This window comes from Streptomyces sp. NPDC087300, from assembly GCF_044744425.1.
GTDB lineage: Bacteria > Actinomycetota > Actinomycetes > Streptomycetales > Streptomycetaceae > Streptomyces.
Window position 1 is genome coordinate 818678 of the sequence record NZ_JBIUYI010000004.1, and the last position, 18205, is coordinate 836882.

Consider the following 18205-nt stretch of genomic DNA (forward strand, 5'->3'; position numbering starts at 1 on the left):
CGAAGTACAGCTCCGAAACACTCCTCACCTGGGGGTACGGAGTCGGTCGCTCATTATCGGTGCACGACGGGTGCACCTACGACAGATGGTGGGGTTGGATCGCTCCCTGCCACTTTCGGCAGCATGGCGCCGTCTTCCATGTCACCCCGGCAATAGAGAGAAGTTCTGAGGAGTTGTCAGTATCTGCGGCCCAATGCCTCGCGCAGATCGTTCGTGAACGATTGCCAGGACGCGAGCTGCTTGACTGGACCTTCGCGGTCCAGCATCTGCACGAGCCGCGCACGGTTCGCCGAGAAGCGAGTCTGGAGTTTCTGCAGACCGCGCCCCCTTTCCTCGCTGGCCGTGGCGATCGCTTTTTTGAGTAGCGCCTTGGGATCCGCCACCGATTCCGCTCTAGCTGGCTTCGGGAGGCCGAGCGCCATCTTGCCGTTGGGGTTGCCTGCCACTTCGCGGATCGCTGCTTGGTCGAGCAACAGCCATGCCTCCAGCATCCGCACAGGGATCACGGGCACGTGCGCGAGCCCGGGAGTTACTGCGGCCACCGCTTCCGCGATTTCTCTGCGGCGATGGTCCGGGAGTTCGCGATCCGAGTCTCGGTGGATGACGACGAGGTCGTATGTGTGCCCACCATCGCTGAGCTGCTGAGCGGCGCGCAGCTTGCTCTCGACCGAGTGACCGGGCTTGTTCGGTAGCCGGTTCAGGTCGGGGACCGTCACAAGGATTTGCCTGCCCATGGTTCCTGCGATCCCCTCGATGTGAAAGCGCAGGCCCGTGTCACTGGATCCCTCACAAAGGTAGAGAGCACGAATGGTCACGACGAGTTCTCCTCGAGAGCCAGCCGAGCCTCAGGTGGGGCCGTTAGGTACGCAAGGATGTCGGCCTTCGTGCCGTAGCCCTTTCCGGCGCCGCTGGCGCGCCACGTATCGGCCAGAGGGCGCAGCCGCAGACCGCGCGCGACCTTGCGGTCAGCCCCCGGGACAGTGGTGGTGTCCGCGATCAGCAGGTCAGCTGGATCGACGAGCTGCACGACGCCCGGCGAGTGCGTGTTGATCAGGACTTGCCGGAAAGGGTTGTCCTTGTCCACTGGCAGGGAGGGGTCTACCGCCAGGTCGCGCACCAGGGCCACCATCGCGGAGAGGTTGGCCGGGTGGATGCCGTTCTCCGGCTCTTCCATGCAGAGCAGTCCATGCACCTCTGGGTCTTCCAGCAGGACGCACAGGGCGAGGAAGCGCAGCGTTCCCTCTGACAGGCTGCGGGCCGGCAACATCATGCCGTCGATCTCGTGGAGCTTGATGGTCAACAGCTCACGCGTGTCGTCGGCCTCCACATGCAGCGTCTTGACATGCAGTCCGGACAGGTCGGATAGACGCCCTGCAACTCGCGAGTAGACCCGCGCAGGATCATTCGGAGACTTCTCTCGCGCGATCCGGTCCAGACTCCGTGGCAGATGAAGGCCGTCGGGCTGCATCTCACTAGGGTCGGTAAAGCGGTCGGAGGTACGCAGCGCGGAGGGTTCCAGGGCCAGCCGGCGCCAGGACTGCATCTCCCGCCTGGCAGCGAGGATGGTCGGGTCGTCGTTCCGGTTGATGGTGGAAAGCATGGTCTGCGGGGCCCGGCTTGCGGGTGCTGGACGGGGCTGGCCCCTGCGGCTGCCGTCGGCATGGATGCTGACGACGGCGTCGCCCGTCTCGAGAGACGTGGAGATGTAGGGGGCGTTCGAGCGGCGAGCGCGGACGACGGCCTTGCGGAAGTCCGCGGCGCGGTGCGGAAAGCGCAGATGCGACGGAGCCTCGCTGGGTCTGATCCGGCTGAGATCCTCGTAGCGCAATGTCAGCCTGCCGCCCCGCTCTCCGAGCTGCGGTGGTTGGTATCCAAGATGGAGCTCATAGCGGAGAAACGTGGACGTCGGTTCGGCCAGCCTGCCGAAGTCGTCTTCCACCTCGCCAGGGACGATCATCTCCGCAGCGAACGTCATCTCGTGCTCGCCGTCCGTGTAACCGTTCCAGAACAGGTCCCGCGCGTCACCGTGCAACGTGCCATGGGTCCCGCGTACGGTCTGTGCCGCTTCGATCATGGAGAGGTCGGCGAGCAGGCTCAGGAACTGGATGGCATCGAAGACATTCGACTTTCCCGTGCCGTTCTCTCCCGCGATGCAGGTGAAGGGACCGAGCTCGACCCTGAGATCCAGAAGGTTCTTGAATCCACTGACTTCGAGTCGCGTCAGCATGTGCCCCCTCGTTGGTCCGGCCTCGACTCGCCCTTGCAGCGTGTGGTGTCCGGCTGTATCCAGGCCGGTGCACACAGGAATGATAGAGCGTCAGACTTTGGCCGAGTGCATGCATTCGGCGGTGACCGTTCCGGGGAGACGGGGCGGCCGCCCGAGAGCTGGCAGGATGTATCGAACGAGACAGTGGAACGTGGATGTCGACGACGTACGGAGGAGAGGTCGCCGCTGTGCCTCCGACTGACGGAACTGACACGGGGACATCCTTGCTGAACAGGGCCGCGCTCGTCACGGGCGTACGCAAACAGGTCAAGGCATTGGAGGCGGACCTCCGCGAGCGCAGTGAGAACGTCGATAGGTACCGCGACACGCTTCGGAGCACGTACGAACGCGCGTGGGCATCCGGTCGCACAGCCGCCACGTATGGTTCCTGGCGGGACGAGCGCGTCACCCAGGCCGCGGTTGCATGGGTGCTTGGCACGGTGTTCGTACGCTTCTGTGAGGACAACGGCCTCGTTGACCGACCGTTCATCGCAGGGCTTGGGCTGGAAGTGACGGAGGCGGAGGAGCGGCAGTCCGTCTACTGCGCCGAGCATCCTGGGACCAACGACCAGGACTGGCTGGTGGAGGCGTTCACACACTTGGCACTGTCCCACGTAGCGATGGCCCAGATCTTCGACAGGGCGCGAAACTCTCTGTGGGAACTGACCCCGTCTCCGCAAGTCTCAGCCGATCTGATCGCGTTCTGGAGGCGGCGGGGTGAAGACGGGTCCCTTCGGCTCAACTTTACTGATCCGGAACTCGATACCGACTTCCTCGGGGACCTTTATGAAGACGTCAGCGAGACATCACGCAAATCCTATGCGCTGGTCCGGACGCCTGATTTCATCGTGGAATTTCTCCTGGGGCTCACCGTAGACCCGGCCATCACGGAATTCGGCCCCCGGGGTTTCCGTGGGATCGATCCCGCTTGCGGATCGGGAACGTTTCCGTTGGGTCTCTTCGCGCGGCTTTTGGATGCCTGGCGGGCGATGGAGCCCGGAACCTCGGATGACAAGCTGATTCGCCGGACCCTGGACTCCGTTCATGGCTGTGACGTCAACCCCTTCGCCGTGGACATCACACGGTTCAGGCTACTGATGGCCGTCGCGCGGGCAACCGGCTGCAGCGCGCTGCGCGAGCTGCCGGGACACGCGATCAACGTGGCTGTGGGCGACGCTCTGCTGGACGGGCGTGGTGCGCCTGGCGGGGCGTCGTTGTGGCTTTTCCCAGGGGAGGAAGATTCCGCTGTTGGAATGGTCGAGGACGTCAACGAGTTCTCTGGGGTGGATCTCCTAGGTCGAAACTCTTACCATGCGGTGATTTCGGAGCCGCCCTTCACTTCCGTGCGTGATAGGGTGAAAAGCTCGACATACCGGAACGCCTATGAAGTTGCTTCCGGAATGGCCCCGCTCTCGGTTCTCTTCACGGAGCGCATGTTTCAGCTGGCAGTGAGGAAGGGTGATAGATCGCCTGGAGGCTACGTAGGTCAGTACACGTCCAGTTCCTTCACGAAGCGGGAATTCGGAAAAAAGCTGATCGATAACTTCTTTCCAGGAATTGCGCTGACCCACGTCATCGACACCTCTGGCGTCTACGTACCGGGCCACGGGACCCCAACTCTGATCCTGGTCGGCCGGAACGACCCGACCATGCGTGACACCCCTGTCCGGTCGGTCCTCGGTGAGCGTGGTGAGCCAGCGCATCCGGCGCATCCGGCGCTGGGGATCGTATGGAAGTCGATCCTCGACCAGATCGACCGGCCCGGCAGCACCTCGGAGTGGGTGAGCGTCCAGGATGAACCTCGGCAGCGGTTTTTGCGCTTCCCGTGGACGATGACGGGGGGCGGGGGTGCGGGCGTCATGGACCTTCTCTCGGAGGCCCCTCGGAGGTTGGCCGACCTCCTCGCCGGCAGGGTGGGCGTTGACTCGAATCTGGGACAGCGGGATGTCTTTGCCCTGGGGCGACCTTGGTTCCTTCGCCACCCGGACTCGGCCCGGCTGGCGCGGGGCATGGTCACCGGCGAGACGGTGGGTGACTGGCGTGCGGGCGTATCGACGGAAGTATTGGCCCCCTATGACGAGGACGACAAACTGCTCCCCTTGGACCTCAGTAGTTCGTGGGGACGGCACCTCTGGACGATGCGACAGGTTCTTCGGGCGGCGCCTGGCGCACAAGAATCATCCGGGACCGGGACCTGGTGGGCGTGGAGGCACTGGTCTCGCGGTGCACATGGGCAGCCAGCGCTCACGTTTGCGTCCGTGGCCACGCACAATCGCTTCGCCCTGGAGCGTGGCGGACGGGTGCTCAACAGGTCCGCGCCCGTACTTCGACTGCCGCCTGACGCAGACGAGGACGATTACCTTGCGTTGCTAGGGTTGCTCAATTCGTCAACGGCTGGCTTCTGGCTCAAGCAAACTGGCTCCGTCATCGGGGCCGGCGGACCTGGTGTTTCTCCGCCTGGCGAAGACTGGGCACGGGTCTACCGCTTTTCCCCGGCCGCCCTCTCGCGGCTCCCGCTGCCGACGGGTGCTCCGCTCGTCCGCGCGCGGAACCTGCAGGCCTTGGCCGAGCAGCTTGACGCCCACGAGCCGAGCACCGTCTGTGCGCAGGAACATCCGCCCGCCCAGAACTCCTTGGATGCGGCCAGGGTCACCCAAGAAGAGACACACCGCCAGATGATTGCCCTTCAGGAGGAACTGGATTGGGAGGTCTACGGCGCCTACGGGCTGCTGTCCGGTGATGAGCAGGCACGCCTGACCACCCCCCGCGACGTTATGCCACCTCCGCTGCGGCTGGGCGAGCGTGCCTTTGAAATCGTGCTGGCACGTAAGATCGCCGTCGGCGAGGCTTCGGAGTCGTGGTTCGTGAGGCATAGGACGACACCGATCACCGAGATTCCACAGCATTGGCCGACTCCTTACAAGGAGGTCGTGCAGGCCAGAATCGACGCGCTTGAGTCTTACAGCGCGATCGCCATCGTCGAGAGTCCGGAGTATAAGCGGGGATGGCTGTCGGAGCCATGGGAGCAGCGGGAGGAGCAAGCGCTGCGCACCTGGTTGCTCGACCGCTGCGAAGACGAAAGCCTCTGGTTTGAGCGCAAGATGGGGTTCAGGCACCCGCGTCCCCGGACCATTGACCAACTTGCACAGGATCTAGGTGCCGATGCCGCGGTCTGTTCCGTTACCGCGCTTTATGCGTCGCGCCACCTCAATATGCAGGACGCATCCCTTCGGCATGTGCTGACGGCGATTCTGCGCGATGAGCATGTGCCGTACGTGTCGGCGCTGAGGTACAAGGAGTCGGGGCTGCGCAAACGTGCTCAGTGGGAACAGGTGTGGCAACTGCAACGCAGTGAGGACAGGACAGGAGAAGCGCTGGGTATCCCCGTCCCGCCAAAATTCAGCGCTGCCGATTTCCGGCAAACCTCGTACTGGTCGCTCCGAGGCAATCTGGACATTCCCCGAGAACGCTTTGTCTCCTACCCAGATCCCGCTGCCGAGGGGGGCAGCCTCCTGATCGGTTGGTCTGGTTGGAGTGACACAGACCGTGTTCTCGTACTTCTGGATCTGCTTGGCGCGCTCCAGCGGCAGCCGCAGCCAAATGTGTATCAGGTCGCCCCCTTGCTCGCTGGCGTCCAAGAACTGATCCCTTGGATTCGCCAATGGGAGGCGCTGGCAGAGTCAGGACAGGGCTTCGGCCACGCTGACGCTCATCAACGCGAGCTCGACCACCTACGCACGGCATTTGGGCTCAGCCCCAATGACTTGAGCTCTTGGCGCCTGAGGAAAGTCACGTCGAGAAGGGATTGATCAGTACCCAGCAGTGTTCAGGTGCACCACGGCTCGGCCTGCTAGTGGAAGAGGCCGTAGGGCGAGCCAACCCTGTACGCCCACCTACGCGCCACATCAACGGCATCGGCGTGCTCGACCAGATCGATTTGTGCCAGATCGACGGGGACCTGCACCTCGATGTCCGGAGCCGGGCGGCTCGCTGGAGAGACCAAAACGAGCGTTCGCCCCCCTGCGTCGGGGTGGAGGGAACGCTCGTTGTAGCCCGCCTTGGCCTATCGAGTTCGAGCTGTACTTCCTAGATGTCGAAGTACAGCTGGACGAACCTTCTGACCTGGGTATACGGCTTTAGCCGGACGGTTCGGTGCACAACGGGTGCACGAGGGGGCCATCCTGTCAGAAGGGTCGGCCGGGGCGGCGAGGGCTGTAGCCGAGCTTCGCAGCCGGGCCGCCGTCATTTGAGGATAGTGCAGAGGATCAACGCAGCTCCGAGTGCAACGGCACTTACAAATCGTTCAGGTGGCAGCACGTTTGATTCCTAGATCTTGCTAGGACGGCGTTTACGGATCCCGGTGATGCGATCCTTCGCTACGCAACCTTTGAGTAGGCGAATCTTCCTTTTATCATGCGCGCGAAGTAACGACCGTGACTAGAGGCGGTCATGAGACCCTCGTAGATTTTTTCTGGGACGGAAGAGTATCTATATACGCCTGACTTAAATTCGATTTCCAGCAGCAGATTGTCAGGGTCGTACCCAACTGACCTGAGATTAGAGGATACGACAGTTCTTCTTTCCATCACTGCCCTTCCCTGGCCATCAGTTTTACATTCTCGATGATCTGCTTAATCACAACAGGCGCTTCTCCCGCTGCTTCAAATGAAGCCCTGGCGTACGTTTGCGAATTCTTTTCGCTGTACCCCAAGTCAGATTCAATCAATGCCTGTACTTTTTCACCCCACTCCGGCCATTCGTCGCGTAGAGTCTCTTCGAGACGATCTGCGAAGACCGCGTAGTCGCTCTCTGCGTGGGTGTGGGGCAGATCTGGCACAGCTCGACGGCCTAGGTACATGAAAAGCCTATGATTCTCCGCGCGCTCCTTTAGTTCTGCGTCGCGAATGTCTTTATCTTTTTTCCCTTTCTGTTCCATCCTGAAGCCAACGCCTGCGTCGGCATCGAAGACGACAAAGCAGGGAATGCCGAGTAGGGTCAGGATGGCGTGGCTCAAGTAGATTGCTGTTTTATTTCCAGCTTCTGCGACGTGAATGCCCTCCACGGCCAATGGTGAACCATCACGTGTAGCGCAGCCTTCGAGAACGGCCTTGTCGGTGTCTCCTTCTACGAGCACGACGGCCGAAGCGAAGAGAGCTTCGGCCAGACGGTGCAAGATTGCTGCCCCGATCTGCTTTTTCACCCTATCTTCGGGCACGAAACCTGAAAGTGATTCGATCACGTCAGCTACACCTACATGAGCGATCGAAATGCCTCTTCGGCTATTTCCGTTACTGATTCGACTGATTCGACGGACTTCATGGAAGTGATGAGGGTCCACGAAAATGGGATTGTGCGTAGCGTAAGCCACTTGAGCCATCTGGCCAGGGTCTTCTGCAATTGTTCGCAGGACTTGTGCGAAGGCGCGAGCTTGTACAGGGTGTTGGTAGAGCTCGGGCTCCTCAATGGCCAGACACAAAGCATTAGAACGCGATCCGTCACCGCTGCGATCCGACAGCAGTTTCAATGCCGCAATGATCATCGCGCGTTGAAAGCCATGCCCTTGCCGCTCAACGCTGGTTTCCACTGGACCGTCGACGATGCTTACCTTGAAAGATGCCTTGACTGGCTTGTAAGGGGCATCGATAGGGGATACTGCAACATTTCTACCGGCCGAGAATACTTCAACAGCTTTCGTAAGCTCTTTTGAGATGAGCTCCAATTGTGGTGCAAAGTTCTTTGTTGAGATGCGAGCCCGTTCCACATTGAGCCGAGCGTCGAGATCAGCTAGTTCAGAGTCCGCTACTTTTCTATCAACTGCACGTTCGATGATCCGCCCAAAAATTGCCGACCGTGTGTCGGTCGACTCCTCAAGCGCCCTCAAGTCTGCACTGACCAAAATGAACTCGAAGAGACTTGCCAGTTTTCCTTTTCCGGCAAACCCGAAGAAGTTAGTAGCCTGCATATCTGACTCTACGAGCTTTTCCGGATGATTCCTTTCCCAGACGGTCATCGCCGTCTCCACTGCGGCCTCGCTGCCGGCGGATGGAAGTTCGAGTGCGGGTTGTGCCTCGCGAAGAGAATTGTATGCGCGCCGCTTGTTGGTTGCGGTCGACTGGCTACGCACCTCCTCGAAGGGAGGAAAGGTCTTTCCCTTGCCGGTGATCTTGTCATCACCGTTCTCCCAAGTCCGCCAGATGGTCACGGTGTCTACGCCCGCGGGTGCGTAGTGACCTAGTTCCTCTCGATCGGTCGGACTGAGTGAGTCAAACTCCACTTCGACCCGGATTTTGCCCGACGTCGCGTCGACACACAGATCGTCGGTACTGAGGGACGTTGCCTTTTCGCCATTGAAGAACCAGTCGAGAGCGCGGAGAATAGTAGACTTTCCAACCCCATTAGGGCCGATGATCGAAGTCACATCATTAAAGTGCACTTCGGCCGACTGTAGGCAGCGGAAATTTTCGATCCGCGCACGGAGCATCCTCATGCCTCATGATGAGCGGTCCCCCTGAGCACAGACAACCCGTTTCTGCTTATAGGTAGCTTTGGTAAGTTTAATCCGATTCTCCACCTCAGTTCTATCAAACATCAGTTCCAACAGGGGTGTCGGAAAGTCACTCGTTCCAGAGGTAGCGCCTCTCCCGGTGAAGCCCCTGCCGAGGGGTGAAGATGGCACTCCTCGGCTGTCGGTCCCTGGGTCTGTCGGGCGTACGTGCGAGACGGACGGGGATGCCGGCGGCTATGCGGTTCGTTGCGATGCTGGCAAGGGGCAGGCGAGCGCCAGGCATCGACTAGATCTAGCCGTCGTGTGCGGTCTGCCGGTTGCCTGAATGGGGCCTCTGCCACACTCCACAGCTGATGTACCAGGCAACGAATCGGGGGGTATGCACACCATGGCGCAGACGAGGAAGGGCTACTACCGGGCAGCGCACTACGTGAAGCCGTCGACGGTATCCAGAAGAGCCAAGAAGCCAGCGTTCTGGGTCGTGGTGGTGGGTGTGCTCTTGCTGATCGCTGCTTGGAATTCCCTCTTCGGCGACGACGGCGACAAGCCGAAGCCGGAACCTCAGAGGACGGTCCAGTCAGTCACGGAGTCGCCGTCGCGTTAGCTGTCGGAGAGCCCGTCCCCAAGCGGTTGGGGTGCGGGTGTCCTGGCTCCGGGTCCCCTTCTCCTCGGAATCAGGGGCCGCTGTAGTCGGGGGAGCGGATCGCAGCTGCTCCCAGCGCAGTTGCCAATCATTCAGCTGCTCGTCCGGCATCCCGCAGGCGGCCAGATAGACGCTGGTTGTGCGCCATGTTCTGGGCAGATCCTTGCGGTTGAGGAGGGTACTGACCGTTCCGGTCGAGATCTGGCCGCCGGAACGGTGGCTGATTGCTGAGTGGGTGAGGCCACTGGTGACGCGTACTTGCCCCAATGCGTTGATGAACCCTTCAACGCTGTGGATGGCTGCCGGATCTGGCCATGCGCGGAGGTCGGCGGAGCCCGCTCGGTGGCTGGTGGACACTGGTGCTCGGCTGAAGGCAGGGTTCCAGCCCAGTGCGAGCTGGCCGTTGCTGTTACGTTCTCGTCCTTGAGGGACGGGATGCCCCTTCGAAGAGAGGGATTTCCTCAGCTGCAAGAAGACAGTGTCCAGGTCGAGCTGTTCGGGGCCTCCGGCAATACCAGCGGTGAGGATCGTGAGAAGCTCACCGGTGAATGCGGTGTGGGGCTCCCCGGGCGGGGCGAGTGCCTGACGGGTCTCCGAGGCTGCGGCGAGGAGGTAGGTCCCCTCGACATCGGCTTGGGCGGCCAGATCCGAGGGCCCCATTGTTCCCAGGGCCAGGCCCGCGTAGCAGCAGTCGAGTATGACGACAGTCCGCTCCGCTCTTCCCTCCAACAACGCGCCCCGCAACCAGCTGTATTGAAGCCCCGTCTCCACCCGCTGCTGCCTGGATTGGGGTAGTCCCAGATAGAGCTCGCCCTCTGGTGTGACCAGCCCATGCCCCGCGTAGTACACCAGCAGCGTGTCCCTGGCTGCATCTCCAGCGTCACGCAGGGCGTTCATCACGGCAATCGCATTCGTCGGCTCGGAGAGCACGTGGCAGTCGTCTCGGCTGAGATTCCAGGACGTGGGCCCAGTGAGTACCTCGGCCAAGGAGTTGAGGTTGTTGGAGACGGCCGGCAGGTCTTCGAGGAAGGTGTATGTGCTCGTCCCGACCAGGACCGCCTTTGTAGCGCCAGCGTCCGGAAACACGCTCAACTCGCCGAGCCTCTCTGATCGTCTCCCCGGTCCTCCCGAAGTAGCTGGGTGATCCGCTCGATCTGTTCATCGCTGCAGTCCGTCAAGGCGTCGATGAGATCGTTATGCCGGACCGTGACGCGCGAGGCTCGCGGCCGTGTCTGCTTCCAAGCAGCAAGCGCCAGAGTGAAGTTCGCGGCGTTCCACCCGTTCTCGGTGATCAACTGCAGAACGTCGGCGACTGCCCCCATCTCGCCCTCGCGCGGGGGCTGCTCGCGCATCTCCAGGGTCGCGGTCCGACGGATGTCAGGATCCTGACGAAGCCAGGCGAGCAGCGAACGGAGTTCGTCGTTCGACGGCTCGACGCGAACCTCAACGCGCATGTGATCTCCCTGTTGCTGTTCTCCGGTTCTTGGCGGCCTTAACCATGGTCGGGGATGAGCAGGCGCTGGGGGGCTGTCTTCGCCGAACCTCCCTGAGGGAATGTGAATGAGACGCAGATGGGACTACGCAGCGACTCGATATCGTCGGCCGATCGCCTTGCGGGCCTTCTCGACCGCACCCGTTACGCGATGGACGTAGCGACGGAGGGTGAACGCAGGATCCTCGTGGCCGAGGAGGTCGGCGAGGGTATAGACGTCAACGCCCTCGTTGATCGCCTCCGAGGCGAAGAGATGCCGCAGGGCATGCATCATCTTGTCGCGGCACTCCTCCCACTTGCGGCCCTTGCCAACGGGCTTGTCGTTGAGGGCCGTTATCGCGCCGATCGCCTCCAGAGCGCCCTTCCAGAGGTAGTTGAAGTAGTTCTTGTTCAGCGGCTTGCGCTCCCGTGTCGTGAACACCAGGCGCACGGTGACCGGCTCACCGTCCTTGGTCATCCACGGCAGGGTGACCTCTACCGGCGGGTGCTTGCGCATGTGTTCGCTGAGCAGCAAGGCCAGCGGATCGCCGACCGGCACGAAGCGGTCCTTGGGGTCCTCGTCCGTGCCGCCCTTCGGTGGGGCGAAGACCAGCGTGCCGCGGTCGTGGGTGATCTGGCGGCGGATGTGGACGACCTTGTCCTTCTGCAGCCAGTTGACGTCCTCGGGACTGAACCCGAAGATCTCGCCCTGGCGCATGCCCAGCCCCCGGCCGCAGTCGACCGTGGCCTGGTAGCGCTCGGGCAGGTGGGGCCGCAGGGCATCTGTCTGCTCCCACGACAGGGGTACGTCCTTCGCCGCCTTCTTTGATCGCCGAGGCTTCACGCGCTTTACCGACCCCGTCTCGCAAGGGTTCTTGGCGATCAGGTCGTCGTCCACGGCCATGGCCAGGATCGACGACAGGTGCGTGAAGACCAGCCCGACCGTCGTCTCGTCCAGCACCTGCAGCCGCCGCTTGATCCAGGTCTGCACGGTGGACGCCTTGATCTGGCGCAGCTTGAGCGAGCCCATCGGCCCGACGATGTGGTTGCGGACGCGGGACTCGTACTGAGCGTAGGTCCGAGGGTTGTCGAAGGTCTGGTTCGCCAGCCACTGCTCGGCCACCGCCTTGAGCTGGGCCTCGCCCTTCCTTGGGTCGATGTAGGTGCCGTCGTCGACGCTGCCCTGCATCTTGGTGAGGTGCTGCCGGGCGTCCTCGTGCCGGTCGAAGCTCTCGCTCTGCTGCTGCCCCTCGGGATCCCGCCAGCGAGCCATACAGCGTTTGCCGCGACCGTGTTCGCCCGAGGGGACCTTGTTGTGGGCCGTGCACTTCTCCTCGCCGACCTGCGGCCGCTTCTTGTGCCAGCGGTCGTACGGCTCAGCCACGCGGTGCCGCCTCGGAGGTCGTGAGCAGAGAGATCGGGGAGACGCCGAGTGCGGAGGCGATGGCGACGAGGTCGTCGACATCGCAGTGGCGTCGAGCGCGTTCGGTGCGGCTGAGGGCGATGTTGGTCATGGGGCGGCCGAGAGCAGTGCAGCGCTCAGCGAGGCCGCGCTGGGAGAGGCCACGCAGCAGACGCAAGCGCTCGATATTGCGCGCGGCCTGGATTCCGGCGGGACCTATTTCTATGGATCGTGTTGCCATGACAGATAGCTGTAACTCGCATTCGGCAGCCATGGCAAGGGGTTACTCAAGAAGTCGTGAAAGCTCGGTGGCGTCAAGAATTCGGTCAGTTCGGTGAAGCTGGATTCTCGTGCTATGGTCCCGCGCCGCTGTTCCTGCGAGCGCTCAGCGTGCTCGCTGACCTGCGGAAGCGTTGGTCGCGGAATGGTGATTCGGCTGGAATCGGGTGAGATGGGTGGTCCGGCGGAAAGCGGGCAGATCGCTTGGTTCGCGGGGTGATTTCGGCAACCGGGGATTCGGGTCTACCGTTTTGTTCTCACTCGGTGAAGCGCCGTTTGGGGCGGCCGTGGAATTTCCGCACAATGCCGCTGGACGCCGCTGGTAAACCTGTGGCTGTCTTGTCCATCCGCCACTTCTCTGAAGGAGCCCGTATGCCCCGAACCCCTCGCCATGAAGCCGCCGGTGGCGCCGGTCCGATCCCGCTGGCCACGCCGGAGGAGGTCGCGGTCTACCTCGGCGTGCCGGTGAAGACGCTCTACCAGTGGCGTCATCGCCGTATCGGCCCGACCGTGCACAAGGTCGGTCGGCATCTGCGTTACCGGTGGCGGGAGGTGGACGCGTGGCTGGACGCGCAGACCTCGTACGACCTCACCGTCTGACCCCGCACCTGACGGGGACAACGAAGCGGCCCCCGGCGAGCCACCGCCGAGGGCCGAGGATTCCCCAACTGATCGCCCATACCTGAAGGAACGAGCTGATGAGGGTGGGTCTTGCCGGACCTGTCCTCACCGGAGAGGAACGTCTATGGAGGACTCTACGTCCCCCACTACCGCGAACACATCCCCCAAGGCTGTCTGGCCCGAGGTCGCCGTCCCCGGCGGGGGAATCCCCGGGGCCCGTGGGGACCAAGGGGACGCACGGACTGGGGACGCCGTCCCCGGACAAATGGCCATTGCGGTCAGTGGGGACCAGCACGGTCCCCAAAGCGAAACCGGCGTGCGGGGACCGGAACTTGGGGACGGGACGTCCGCAGGGCCGTTTGGGGACCGGTCCCCAAACGCTGACCGGATATCGGCATTCGCCGCTGACCTGCAGGTCAGCGCGTTGGGGATCGAAGCCGGGGACGGTGTTGGGGATGCATCACAGCGTCTTGGGGACCGGATTTCCGGTCCCCAACGGTCACTGGGGACCGACGAGAAGGTGGGGACGGGCAGCCGATTGGGGACCGAGCCGGGCGGCGCTTTGGGGACCGGGGACGACGGAGTGGTGGTGACCGGTGAGGGAGCGCTGCTGCTGGACGAGTTGCGGTCAGCGATCGGCAAGTACGTGGTGCTGCCCGATGAGGAGGCGCTGACCGCGGTCACCCTGTGGGTGGCGGCCACGCATATCCAGACCGCTCTGCAGCACGCGCCCCGCTTGGCGGTGATGAGCCCGACCAAGGGCTGCGGCAAGTCCCGTGTGCTGGACGTGCTCTATGAGACCGTCCACGACCCGATGATGACGGTGAACACCTCTCCGGCGGTCATCTTCCGCACCATAGGCAAGATCCCGCCCACCTTGCTGGTCGACGAGGCCGACACCATCTTCAGCCCCAAGGCAGCAGGGGACAGCGAGATCCTGCGCGGCCTGCTGAACGCTGGACACCAGCGCAACCGGCCGGCCTGGCGGATCTCGGGACCGGAACACAAGCCCACCCCGTTCCCGACCTTCGCGATGGCCGCCATCGCGGGGATCGGTGACCTGCCGGACACGATCACCGACCGGTCGGTCGTCCTGCGGATGCAGAAGCGCAAGCCCGGCGAGAAGGTCGCCCCGTTCCGGACGCGATACGCAGCGCCTGAACTCAACGCTCTGCGTGACCGGTTGGCATCTTGGCTTGGGCCGCTACGCGGCACGGCTGCCCGCATGGTTCCGGCGATGCCGGTGGAGGACCGGGCAGCGGACACTTGGGAGCCGCTGGTCATCATCGCCGACCTGGCCGGCGGTCACTGGTCGGCCCAGGCCCGCGCCGCCTGCCTGGCCATGACCCGGCACGAGGCGGTGCAGGACGAACAGACCAGTCTGAAGACGCGACTGCTACGAGACATCCACCGCATCTTCGAGCGGGCGAAGAACCCCGAGGCCCTGCCCACCCTGGACCTGGTGGCCGCTCTGATCCAGGACGCGGACGCTCCGTGGGCGGATCACGGCGCGAAGGGGCTGAACGCCTACCACCTGGGCAATCTGCTGCGGGACTTCGGCATCGGCCCGGTCAACTACCGCTTCGACCAAGGCAAGCAGGCCAAGGCGTATCTGCGTAACCGGTTCCTGGACGCCTGGGCTCGCCACTGCCCCGACCTGACCCAGGCGGAGACTCCGCCCGAGCCCGCATACGGCACTTCCCCTGACCGCCCGACGCAACGCAAGCCGTCTACCGCACCGGCGGGTTCGCTTCCTGTCGGCCTGCCCGGAGGCACTGCCGGGCCGAAGCGGATGCCCTGACCGCACCGGGTCCGTATCACTGCGTCGCATCCGTCCCCGCGCAGGTCAGCGCGGGGACGGACTCTCTCACCGGGACGGACGTATCCGTACCTGGCCAGCCGTCCGTACCTGTGCTGACCAGGCACGCGACGCATGCAACGGATGCGACACCGTCCCGCCTCTGCCACTGGAGCACCACGATGTCCAACACCGAAAACCACCGCACTCCTCGCCGTCGGGGATGGCTCGGCCTCGGCCCACGAACAGCAGCAAGCTGGAGCGTTCGAGCCCCCAAAGGGGCTTCGTCCGCGCTTGCCCCCGCCCCTGGGGTGGCGGGGGAGGAGGCCGGGCGCCAGCGGGCACCCGAGCCGGGGGAGCAGGTGGCCGAGCTCCGCGCCACGCCTGTCGCCGACGCCCCCATCGTCCACGATGAGTCGCCTGCCGACCCCGCTGCTCCGCCGCCCGAGCCAACCACTATCTCCCCGCTGTCCGTTGAACTTCCCTCGTGGCGCGAGCCCGACGCCCCGTCGCTGCCCGCGCGCATGAACCGCAAGCGCACCACCGAGAAGCGCGACCAGGAGAAAAAGATCCGCTTCACCCCGACCGCGGTCCGCATCATCGACGAGGCGGCCAAGGCACGCCATCAGAGGTTCGCCGGATTCGTCGGCGACGCCGCCCTCGCGGTAGCGCTCGGCAAGACGACCATGGCCGGAAGCCCGGAGGACGATCCGGTCCGCCCACTGGTGGAGGCCGTCGAGGCCCACACCAAGGCGCTGAGCCGGATCGGCAGGAATCTCAACCAGATCACCAGGGCCATCCACAGCGGTACCGTCCCCGACCAGGCAGAGGACGTACTCGACCGTGTCGGCCAGGCCGCCGACCGCAGCTACCAGCTGATGGACGAGCTCGTGGCAGGAGGCCGCAGCCATGGTGCCTGACGTCTCCACCGGCTCCGACACCCAAGGGCTGATCAACTACCTCTTCGGGAAGGGCCGTCGCGACGAGCACACCGACCCGCACATCGTGGCCGCATGGGACATGGCCGGAGTCCCCGACCCCGGCCGTGACCCCACCGCCACCTACAGCCAGCTGGCCAAGCGCCTCGACCACCACGTTGACCTGCGCACCCGCGAGCTGGGTGGGAAGAAGCCGCCGAAACACGTGTGGCACTGCCCGGTACGCACCGCGCCGGGCGACCGCTACCTGACCGATGCCGAGTGGGCCGAGGTCGCCCGCCGCGTCGTCGCCGTCACCGGCATCGCCCCCGAAGGCGACGAGAAGGCGTGCCGCTGGATCGCGGTGCGCCACGCCGACGACCACATCCACATCCTCGCTACCACCGTCCGGGCCGACGGCCGGCGCCCGCGCACGAACCGCGACGGCTGGCGAGCGCAGCAGGAGTGCCGGAGGATCGAGGCCGAGTTCGGGCTGCGCCGGCTCAAGTCCGGTGACCTGACCGCACCGAAGACACCCACCGGGGCGGAACGTGCCAAGGCCGAGCGACTGGGCCAGGACGTGACCGCAAGGGAGTGGCTGCGTGAGAGTGCCTACGCGGTCGCGGCCTCCGTACGCAGTGTCGACGACTACTTCACCGTGCTCTCGTCGTTGGGTATCCAGGTCAAGTCGCGTGTGAGCACGAAGACCGGTGAGGTGGACGGCTACAGCCTGGCTGCCCCCGGCGACACCGTCTTCTTCGGCGGCTCCAAGCTCGCCCCCGACCTGTCCTTCAACCGGTTGCTCGAACGCCTCCCCACCCAAGAGGTGGCCGACCGCCCGCAGCCGGTGACCGACCCCGCCGAGCCATGGCGGCGTACCGAATCCGCAGCGCGCACGGCGCTCGCCGAACTCGATTCAGTCGCCGACGCCACCGGGCAGGGCCACATTGACGTCTTCGCCGATGCCCTGCACAACCTCGCCCGCGCCACTCCGGGCCCGCATCAGGTCGAACTCCGAGCAGCAGCCCAGGCGTTCAACCGGGCACGACGCTCGGCAATCCGGGCAGACCGCCAAGCCGCCACTGAGCTGCAGCAGGCTGCCCGAGAGCTCAACCACGCCGCCAACATTCCGGGCGGCCTCGTCATCGCTCTCATCTTCACCGCTCTGCACTTGGCTCGAGCCGCCGCCAAATGGCACGAGCAGCGAGGTCACGAACAGCAGGCGGTAGCCGCAGAAGAAGCCGTTCGCCACCTCCAGGCGAGCTACCGCCAAACCGCCGAGCCCGCCCTTGCGGAGCTCGCCCGGCGCGCTCCTCGCCCCCAAACCGTCCAGCGCTTCGAAGTCGCTGTCCGACATGCTGTCCCCGAGCACGCCGATCGCATCCTGACCGACCCCGCCTGGCCAGCCTTGGCCACCACCCTCGCCCGCGCGGAATCCGCCGGTAACAACACCCGGCGCCTCCTTGCCGAGGTGGCCGCCAGCCGCGAGCTCGACTCCGCCGAGCGCCCTGCCGAGGTCCTCAACTGGCGCATCACCGCCGAGCCGAACAGGCGCGCGCAGGCGGCACGCAGGCCGAGCACGATGCACGTCGCATCTGCAGCGCAGCAGGAGCAGATCCCAGCGGTGAGGCGTGGGACCGCCGCGGAACAGGGCCGCCGACGCTGACGACGGAAGTGTCGACTCTGGACATCGGCGGTCTCCACCGCACTATTTGGGCTGGTGGGGCTCTAAGCGGCCCGTTCCGCCGAATGCGGGTCCGCTGCCCAGCCCCGCACTGCCGCCAGATGCTCGGGCAGCAGGCCGACGTACGGGCCGGGCTGAACCAGCAGGGTGGGGAACCCGCGAGCGGCGCGTGCGGCCGCCCAGGCGTGGTCGAGACCGGTGAAGTCGTCGTCGATCCAGGCAGCCGGTGCGTCGCCGAGCCACGCGTCGACGTGGTCGCGTTTCCAGAGGTAGCCGTTGGGGTGGCTGGTGGTGATGTTCGGTCGGGGCAGATCGACGTACGGGAAGGTGGGCAGACCGAGCAGGGGACCGATCAGCGTGATGGCGTCGTGGCGCCAGCTGGTGCACCACATCGGGGCGAACAGCCTCGTGCGGATGAGGTCGGTGAGCATCGGTCCGTGCGCCGGGTTCAGCCACACCGGAACGGGAGTGTCTGGCGGGCGACCGGCAGGTACGACGTCGTAGCGGACGTGACTGGGCGGAGTGGCCCCGTCCGCGTGCGGAAACGGTATGAGGACACCGTCGATGTCGATCAAGAGGTAGGGCGGGCGCATCGGTTCCTCCGGCTCGGGCGAGGGGC

14 protein-coding genes are annotated in these 18205 nt (G+C 64.3%); 5 read left to right on the forward strand and 9 right to left on the reverse strand.

What is annotated here, in order from left to right; genetic code table 11:
• Nucleotides 1–176: 176 nt before the first annotated feature.
• Both ACIO9J_RS19435 and ACIO9J_RS19440 read right to left on the reverse strand, forming a co-directional pair.
• Entirely contained in the window at nt 177–815 is a 639-nt protein-coding gene (locus ACIO9J_RS19435; RefSeq protein ID WP_402000520.1) for a hypothetical protein, read from the reverse strand.
• Complete coding sequence (locus tag ACIO9J_RS19440; protein WP_402000522.1) at nt 812–2227, reverse strand: AAA family ATPase; 1416 nt, start codon at nt 2225–2227, stop codon at nt 812–814. The genes ACIO9J_RS19435 and ACIO9J_RS19440 overlap by 4 nt, the downstream gene beginning before the upstream one ends.
• Nucleotides 2228–2490: 263 nt before the next feature.
• Here ACIO9J_RS19440 and pglX point away from each other — a divergent pair, with 263 nt between their 5' ends.
• The gene (pglX, locus tag ACIO9J_RS19445; protein WP_402000525.1) at nt 2491–6075 is read left to right on the forward strand and encodes a BREX-2 system adenine-specific DNA-methyltransferase PglX; all 3585 of its coding nucleotides are present in this window, start codon (nt 2491–2493) and stop codon (nt 6073–6075) included.
• A 567-nt stretch (nt 6076–6642) separates the two neighbouring features.
• Here the strand turns inward: pglX and ACIO9J_RS19450 are convergent.
• From ACIO9J_RS19450 to ACIO9J_RS19475, 6 genes are all read right to left on the reverse strand, one after another.
• Entirely contained in the window at nt 6643–6852 is a 210-nt protein-coding gene (locus tag ACIO9J_RS19450; RefSeq protein ID WP_402000528.1) for a KTSC domain-containing protein, read from the reverse strand.
• The gene (locus ACIO9J_RS19455; RefSeq protein WP_402000530.1) at nt 6852–8753 is read right to left on the reverse strand and encodes an ATP-dependent nuclease; all 1902 of its coding nucleotides are present in this window, start codon (nt 8751–8753) and stop codon (nt 6852–6854) included. Before ACIO9J_RS19455 ends, ACIO9J_RS19450 begins: the two co-directional genes overlap by 1 nt.
• A gap of 595 nt (nt 8754–9348) precedes the next feature.
• The gene (locus ACIO9J_RS19460) at nt 9349–10500 is read right to left on the reverse strand and encodes a caspase domain-containing protein (protein WP_402001130.1); all 1152 of its coding nucleotides are present in this window, start codon (nt 10498–10500) and stop codon (nt 9349–9351) included.
• Nucleotides 10501–10502: 2 nt separating this feature from the next.
• Nucleotides 10503–10868, reverse strand: coding sequence for a hypothetical protein (locus ACIO9J_RS19465; protein WP_402000533.1), 366 nt, complete (start codon nt 10866–10868; stop codon nt 10503–10505).
• Nucleotides 10869–10991: 123 nt separating this feature from the next.
• Nucleotides 10992–12269 (reverse strand): tyrosine-type recombinase/integrase, encoded by a 1278-nt coding sequence (locus tag ACIO9J_RS19470; protein WP_402000536.1) that lies wholly within the window; start codon nt 12267–12269, stop codon nt 10992–10994.
• Nucleotides 12262–12465, reverse strand: a complete 204-nt coding sequence (locus ACIO9J_RS19475) for a helix-turn-helix domain-containing protein (protein ID WP_402000538.1) — start codon at nt 12463–12465, stop codon at nt 12262–12264. The genes ACIO9J_RS19470 and ACIO9J_RS19475 overlap by 8 nt, the downstream gene beginning before the upstream one ends.
• 473 nt (nt 12466–12938) lie before the next feature.
• On the opposite strand from ACIO9J_RS19475, the gene ACIO9J_RS19480 reads away from it, so the two are divergent.
• The 4 genes from ACIO9J_RS19480 to ACIO9J_RS19495 all read left to right on the forward strand — a co-directional run bounded on the left by ACIO9J_RS19480 (nt 12939) and on the right by ACIO9J_RS19495 (nt 17568).
• Nucleotides 12939–13166, forward strand: a complete 228-nt coding sequence (locus tag ACIO9J_RS19480; RefSeq protein WP_176161255.1) for a helix-turn-helix domain-containing protein — start codon at nt 12939–12941, stop codon at nt 13164–13166.
• A gap of 604 nt (nt 13167–13770) precedes the next feature.
• On the forward strand, nt 13771–14988 hold the full coding sequence (locus ACIO9J_RS19485; protein ID WP_402000541.1) for a DUF3631 domain-containing protein: 1218 nt from the start codon (nt 13771–13773) through the stop codon (nt 14986–14988).
• A gap of 308 nt (nt 14989–15296) precedes the next feature.
• Nucleotides 15297–15905, forward strand: a complete 609-nt coding sequence (gene mobC, locus ACIO9J_RS19490) for a plasmid mobilization relaxosome protein MobC (RefSeq protein ID WP_402000544.1) — start codon at nt 15297–15299, stop codon at nt 15903–15905.
• Nucleotides 15895–17568 carry a relaxase/mobilization nuclease domain-containing protein gene (locus ACIO9J_RS19495; RefSeq protein WP_402000547.1) on the forward strand — a complete coding sequence of 558 codons (1674 nt, stop codon included), beginning with the start codon at nt 15895–15897 and terminating at the stop codon, nt 17566–17568. Before mobC ends, ACIO9J_RS19495 begins: the two co-directional genes overlap by 11 nt.
• Nucleotides 17569–17630: 62 nt before the next feature.
• Here ACIO9J_RS19495 and ACIO9J_RS19500 read toward each other — a convergent pair whose 3' ends face one another.
• Nucleotides 17631–18179 carry a hypothetical protein gene (locus tag ACIO9J_RS19500; protein WP_402000550.1) on the reverse strand — a complete coding sequence of 183 codons (549 nt, stop codon included), beginning with the start codon at nt 18177–18179 and terminating at the stop codon, nt 17631–17633.
• Nucleotides 18180–18205 lie beyond the last annotated feature (26 nt).